7 protein-coding genes are annotated in these 6,000 nt (G+C 70.6%); 3 read left to right on the forward strand and 4 right to left on the reverse strand.

Features of this window, described 5'->3' with window-relative positions:
- Window positions 1-132 precede the first annotated feature (132 nt).
- The 4 genes from DEP02_RS08330 to DEP02_RS08345 form a co-directional block, all read right to left on the reverse strand.
- Window positions 133-483, reverse strand: coding sequence for a DUF805 domain-containing protein (locus tag DEP02_RS08330; RefSeq protein ID WP_112466707.1), 351 nt, complete (start codon window positions 481-483; stop codon window positions 133-135).
- A gap of 163 nt (window positions 484-646) precedes the next feature.
- A complete protein-coding gene (gene hemB / locus DEP02_RS08335) occupies window positions 647-1,639 on the reverse strand; it encodes a porphobilinogen synthase (RefSeq protein ID WP_112466708.1) in 993 nt (330 codons plus the stop codon).
- Between the two features lie 175 nt (window positions 1,640-1,814).
- Entirely contained in the window at window positions 1,815-2,525 is a 711-nt protein-coding gene (locus tag DEP02_RS08340) for a S1 family peptidase (RefSeq protein WP_112466709.1), read from the reverse strand.
- 301 nt (window positions 2,526-2,826) lie between these two features.
- Window positions 2,827-3,210, reverse strand: coding sequence for a peptidase inhibitor family I36 protein (locus DEP02_RS08345; protein ID WP_112466710.1), 384 nt, complete (start codon window positions 3,208-3,210; stop codon window positions 2,827-2,829).
- Window positions 3,211-3,560: 350 nt separating this feature from the next.
- Here DEP02_RS08345 and DEP02_RS08350 point away from each other — a divergent pair, with 350 nt between their 5' ends.
- The 3 genes from DEP02_RS08350 to DEP02_RS08365 all read left to right on the forward strand — a co-directional run bounded on the left by DEP02_RS08350 (window position 3,561) and on the right by DEP02_RS08365 (window position 5,843).
- Window positions 3,561-4,352, forward strand: a complete 792-nt coding sequence (locus tag DEP02_RS08350; protein ID WP_112466711.1) for a peptidoglycan-binding protein — start codon at window positions 3,561-3,563, stop codon at window positions 4,350-4,352.
- Complete coding sequence (locus DEP02_RS08355; RefSeq protein WP_112466712.1) at window positions 4,349-5,242, forward strand: helix-turn-helix domain-containing protein; 894 nt, start codon at window positions 4,349-4,351, stop codon at window positions 5,240-5,242. Before DEP02_RS08350 ends, DEP02_RS08355 begins: the two co-directional genes overlap by 4 nt.
- A gap of 415 nt (window positions 5,243-5,657) precedes the next feature.
- The gene (locus DEP02_RS08365) at window positions 5,658-5,843 is read left to right on the forward strand and encodes a hypothetical protein (RefSeq protein WP_332871935.1); all 186 of its coding nucleotides are present in this window, start codon (window positions 5,658-5,660) and stop codon (window positions 5,841-5,843) included.
- The last annotated feature ends 157 nt before the right edge of the window (window positions 5,844-6,000 follow it).

A 6,000-nucleotide genomic window follows, 5' to 3' on the forward strand; every position in this document is an offset into this window, starting at 1 on the left:
CGCGGCGGCTCCGGCCCCGGAAGACAGCACAGCCTCCAGCCCACCGCTCGGGTGGGCTGGAGGCTGTACGTGGGGACGGTGCGACGGTGCGGCGGCGGAAGGTCCGACCGAGTGCGCCCGGGCCGCGCCCGGTCAGGCCATGGCCGCCTTCGGGTTCGGGCCGTACTGGTTGTCGCCCGGCTGCGAGTCGCTGACCGTGAAGACCAGCAGCACGATGAAACCGGCCAGCGGCACCAGGCCGATGAGGATCCACCAGCCCGAACGGTTCGTGTCGTGCAGGCGGCGGATCGTGACGCCCAGGCTCGGGAGCAGCACCGCGAGGCTGTAGAGGCTGCTGAGGATCTCCACGTCGATCGCCTGGCCTATGACGAACAGGACGATGCTCACGATGGAGTTGAACAGGATGAACATCCAGTATTCCTTGCGGCGCGCACGACCGCTGAACACCGCGTACTTCTTGAGTACTTCCAGGTACCAGTTCACGGGAATCCCCCCACAGGGCAGAGTGGCGCCTGACCTGAATGGCCAGGTCAGTGGCTGAAACTATGCCGCTTGATACGAACTGGTCAAGCTTTTACCCGGACCCGCTCCCGCCCCCGCGGACGGGCCCGTCCGCGGGGGCGTGCGGCGGCGGTTCGGCCGCCGTTCAGCGCAGCTTCTGCGCGGCCTCGACGGCCCAGTAGGTGAGGATGTTACGCGCCCCGGCCCGCTTGATGCCGGTCAGGGTCTCCAGGATCGCCCGGTCCCGGTCGACCCAGCCCTTCTCGGCGGCGGCCTCGATCATCGAGTACTCGCCGGAGATCTGGTAGGCGGCGACGGGCACGTCCACGGCGTCGGCGACCCGGGCCAGGATGTCGAGGTACGGCCCGGCCGGCTTGACCATCACCATGTCGGCGCCCTCCTCCAGGTCCAGCGCCAGCTCCCGCAGCGACTCACGAAGGTTCGCCGGATCCTGCTGGTAGGTCTTGCGGTCGCCCTGCAGCGAGGAGCCCACCGCCTCCCGGAAGGGCCCGTAGAAGGCGGAGGAGTACTTGGCGGTGTAGGCGAGGATCGCGACGTCCTCCCGCCCGATCCGGTCGAGCGCGTCACGGATGATGCCGATCTGCCCGTCCATCATCCCGCTGGGCCCGACCACGTGGGCGCCCGCGTCGGCCTGCATCTGGGCCATCTCGGCGTACCGCTCGAGCGTGGCGTCGTTGTCGACCACCCCCTCGTCGTCCAGCACGCCGCAGTGCCCGTGGTCGGTGAACTCGTCCAGGCACAGGTCGGACATGACGAGCAGTTCGTCCCCGACCTCGGCCCGCACATCGCGCAGCGCGACCTGCAGGATCCCGTCCGGGTCGGTCCCCGGCGTCCCGAGGCCGTCCTTCTTCCCCTCCTCCGGCACACCGAACAGCATGATCCCGGAGATCCCGGCCTCCACCGCCTGGGCGGCCGCCTTCTTCAGACTCTCCCGCGTGTGCTGCACGACCCCGGGCATCGCCCCGATCGGCACCGGCTCGCTCACGCCCTCCCGCACGAACGCGGGCAGGATGAAGTCCGCCGGGTGCAACCGGGTCTCGGCGACCATGCGCCGCATGGCGGGGGTGGTACGCAGCCGACGAGGACGCGCACCGGGAAAGGATCCGTACTTCGTCATGCCCTCTACGCTACGCCCGCCCACTCCGTGCCCTTGCCGACGCGGAGTCGGGGACCGCCGCCCTCGCCGACACCGCCGGCACCCACGGCGAGGTGTCCCGCCTCCTCAGGCATGCGGAGGGCCCCTCTCCGCGGCGCGGTGAGGGGCCCGGTGTCCGCCGGGAGGCGGGGGTGGCTCAGACGCCCGCGATCGACTGGATCCAGGAGCGGTACGCCGTCACGTTGGTGTAGGCGGTGGTCGTCTGGCGGTCGCTGGTGGAGGCGACGCCGACCTGGATGCCGTTCGCCATCATCGGGCCGCCCGAGTCGCCGCCGGCGGTGATGCCGTTGCCCCGGCGGGCGCAGATCGCGGAGCCGCGGTAGGCGTCGGTGCAGCTGCCGGTGACCGTGACGTTGGCGACCTTCAGGTAGCGGGACTGGCAGTTGATCTCCGAGCCGCACTGGGAGGTGGCGCCCCAGCCGTACACCTGCACGCTCTGGCCGACACTCACCGAACCGGGCTGCCCGAGCCGGGCGTAGGTCGCCGACACGGAACGGTCGAGACGGACGAGCGCCAGGTCCGCGCTGTGGGTGTAGGTCTGGACTCCGTTGGCCACGGTGCCGCCGCTGTACTGGTCCAGGCTGCCGATGCGGAACGACAGCCCGCCGCCGGTGACGCAGTGCTTGGCGGTGAGGATCCAGGTCGGGGCGATGATCGTCGCCGAACAGGTCTCTCTGCCGTTCGAGAGCAGCCGGGCGGCCCAGGGGCCACTGGTGGCCTGCCCGCCGCCGATGATGGGCTGCGGGTCCGTGGGGATCGGGGGTGCCGCGGCGGCGGTGGGGACGAGAAGTGCGAGGACGGAGATCACTGCTGCGGCGAGAGTGGGCGCGAGCCTTGATATACGCAAGGTTCCTCGATCCGGAAGACACGTCGGGTGGACGTGTGCGTGTGGGGGACTTGCGGCCTTATGGGCCGTGCCCATGGCGAACGCCCGCCTGCGAGGCGGGTTTTCGTCATGGACATGCCTTAGAGTCCCAGAGGAACGACGGGCGGGGTACTAGCACTTGGCCATAACACGGTGCTATCCCCGGCCCCGGACTGCGGGCTGCGGACTGCGGACTGCGGGCCTCGTCACCGGCAGGGGCGACAGGACGAGGGCGGCGCCCCTGGTGGGGGCACCGCCCTCGGGCGTTGCGGCGGGTGGCCGGTCAGCCGCAGTTGACCCACTTGTTGGACTTGATGTAGTGGGACGCGCTGTCGGTCGTCTTGTATCCCCTCGGGACGACTCCGCTGGACCCCTTGTGGTTCTTCTTCGCGTACCACTTGAAGTCACAGGACTTGCCGTGGTTGTACCACGACTTGAAGCTCTGGAAGACCGGGTACTTGGTCAGGTCCGCGTTCGTCCCCGCGACCTTCTGCATACGGCCGGTGTAGTTCTTCCCGGACCAGACGCAGAACCAGCCCGACGGGCAGTCCGACGCCGCCTGCGGCGCGACCTCCGCCGCACTGACGGCACCCGCGCTTCCGGCCAGCAGGCCACCGGTCAGCACGACGCCGCCGGCCATGGCCGCGAGCTTCCTGGTCATACGCATGCTGTTCCCCCTTCGGAACGTGGACGGGCCGACCGCACCGGCCGGCTCGCCAACGAGACTGCGGGGCGGGAGGCGGGGACCGCCACCGTTGCCGCGGAAGTGACGCACTCAGGGGACGTCCCACGCGCTGAACTGCGGAAACACAGTCCCTTGAGTCGGTACGGCGGGACGGCTGGGAGACGGCTGGGGGACGGCCAGGGAACAGCTGGGGGACAGCCGGGGACAGCCAGGACCGGGCGGATGACCGAATCCATACCGGGGCGGGAACCACATTCCGGTACGGGCCATCTCCATTGGGGCAGAATGCAAGGGGGTCCGGGACCAGGGACCACGAACGCGATCGGGGGAACATGTCGCGTTGGAAAGAGCTGCCCGTCGAACTGAATCCGCGCGTCCGCCAGTTGGTGGTACGCCTGCGCCGGCTGAAGGACCACAGCGGGCTGAGCCTGCGTCAACTGGCGGCGAAGACGGGCTACAGCACGAAGTCGTGGGAACGCTATCTGGGCGGCAGGTCGCTGCCGCCCCGGGACGCGGTCGAGGCGCTCGCCAGGATCGGCGACGACGACCCGACCCGGCTGCTGGCACTGCACGAGGTGGCCGCCGACGCCTGGAGGGACAGACGCGGAGCCGTGTCCGCGCCCCCATGCGACACCGACCTGCCGGCCGGGACCGAGCAGGAACGGATTCCCGGGCGTGCGCTGCGGATCGCGGTCGTGGCGGGGGTGGTGACCCTGGTGCTGGCCGTCTCCTCGGCGGTCCTCGTGGCCGTACGGTTCTCGGTCAACCACGAGGACCGTACGACGGCGGGTCCCGGCGGTCCCGGCGTCGCCTCCGCCGCCGTGCCGCCGAAGGCGACGCCCTCGCCGTCGAGACCCACGTACACCTGCCGCTACCAGCGGCTCGACGGCCACTGGTACGCGGGCAACAGCCGCACCCGGGACGCCATCCTGGTGAACGGCCTGGCCGGCCCGGAGATCGCCGAGGCACAGTGCCTGCTGCGCCGGACGGGCCTCTCCCCCGGGGACATCGACGGGATCTACGGCCCGCTGACGGAAAACGCCGTCAAACGCCTGCAGAAGAGGGCCGACCTGGTCGTGGACGGCATCATCGGTCCGCACACCTGGAAGGCCCTGCGGGAATGACACCACCGACACCGCCGACCCCGCCGACGCCGCCGCCGGAACAGGCGCGGCTGACCGCAGCACTGCGGGAGCTGAAGCAGCGCACCGGCCTGAGCCTGGCGGCCCTGGCGCAGCGGACCACCTACAGCAAGTCGTCCTGGGAGCGCTACCTCAACGGCAAGACGCTACCGCCGCGCCAGGCCGTGGAGGACCTGTGCCGGCTCGCCCGCGAACCGGCAGGCCGCTGTCTCGCCCTGTGGGAGATCGCGGAGTCGGAGTGCAGCGGACGCGCGGCGAAGGCGCCCGTGGCCACAGCCGCCGCCACCTCCCCGGACACGCCCTCACCATCACCGTCCCCGGAGAAGACACCGGAGGAAACCGGGCGGGCCAGGAGGAGGGGCATGGCACTGGCGGTGCTCGCATCGGTGTGTGCCGTGGTCGTCGGGAGCGTGGCAGTGGCCCTCTTCCTGCTTCCGCACCAGGACGCTCCGCCCCGGTCGTCCCCGCCCACGTCGCCGCCCACCGCCGGCCCCCGCTGTCGCGCGGCCGCCTGCGAGGGCAAGAACCCGATGCAGCTGGGCTGCGCCGTCGGCCTGGTCACCCTCGCCTCGTACCGCACGGCCACGGGGGCGTGGATGGAACTGCGCTACCACGAGGGATGCGGGGCCGGCTGGGCCCGGATGTGGCGTACGCGGATCGGCGACCGGCTCGACATGACCGCGGGCGGACCCACCCGTTCCGCCGAGGTGAGGGACGACATCGACACCGAGTCCTACGTCTACACCCCCATGACCGCGGCACACCCCGGAGCCGTCCTGCACGCCTGCCTCCACCCCGCGGAGGGCGGCAGAACGGAGTGCTTCGACGGCCACGTGCGGCGGAACAGCCCACACCCGACGACACCGAGGTGACTCCTCCACGACCGGCGGGACCGAGCTACGCCTTGCCGCCCAGCGCCACGTACACGTTGCTGTCGGCGAGGGGACAAAGCGGGGTCGTCCCTGTCAACCGTGGCTCCAGGGCCGCAGTGGGCAGATGCCCCAGGAAAAGCGCCGCAGCCGCGCCTGGTCCACGTGAACGGCCGTGTCTCCGTAGCCCATGTTGAGATGACGTCCGAGAACCACGATGGCCACGCTGCCGGCACCGGCGGCCTTGAGTGCGGCGGCTGCGGACTGTGCGTGGTTGCCGGTGGTCCAGGTGTCGTCGAGGAGCAGGACGTGCTCGCCCCAGAGTGCCGATGACGTATAGCGCGCGAAGGACGCCGCACGGCCCAGACCATCGGCCGGGACCCCGAGCCAACCGTATGGGGACGATCAGTGCGAGTCGTTGCCGGGGTGGGCCTGGAACCGGCCCGAGCAGGCCACCCGTGCCCTGTTGGATGCGTACCGGGTCAGCCCCGGCGAGGTCCGGGACCGGCCCACGATCCGCAGTATCGTCACCGGGCTGGCCGAACGGTACCCGCGCACCGTGGGCGTACGGGAGTTGCACATCGCCGTGACACAGGCCGGTTGACGTCAGGGACACCCTCGACTGCTGGGGTCCCGAACATCATCGGTCACTGGTAGCCGTCAAGGGACGAGGTTCAGCGTGAGGTGGGCCGTCGGGCGAGGTGGCAGCGGAGCTGCTCCTTTTCCCAACGGCCTCCTCCCGAACCCGTCGTGCGGCGTTA

The organism is Streptomyces triticisoli, assembly GCF_003270085.1.
In the GTDB taxonomy this organism is placed as follows: domain Bacteria; phylum Actinomycetota; class Actinomycetes; order Streptomycetales; family Streptomycetaceae; genus Streptomyces; species Streptomyces triticisoli.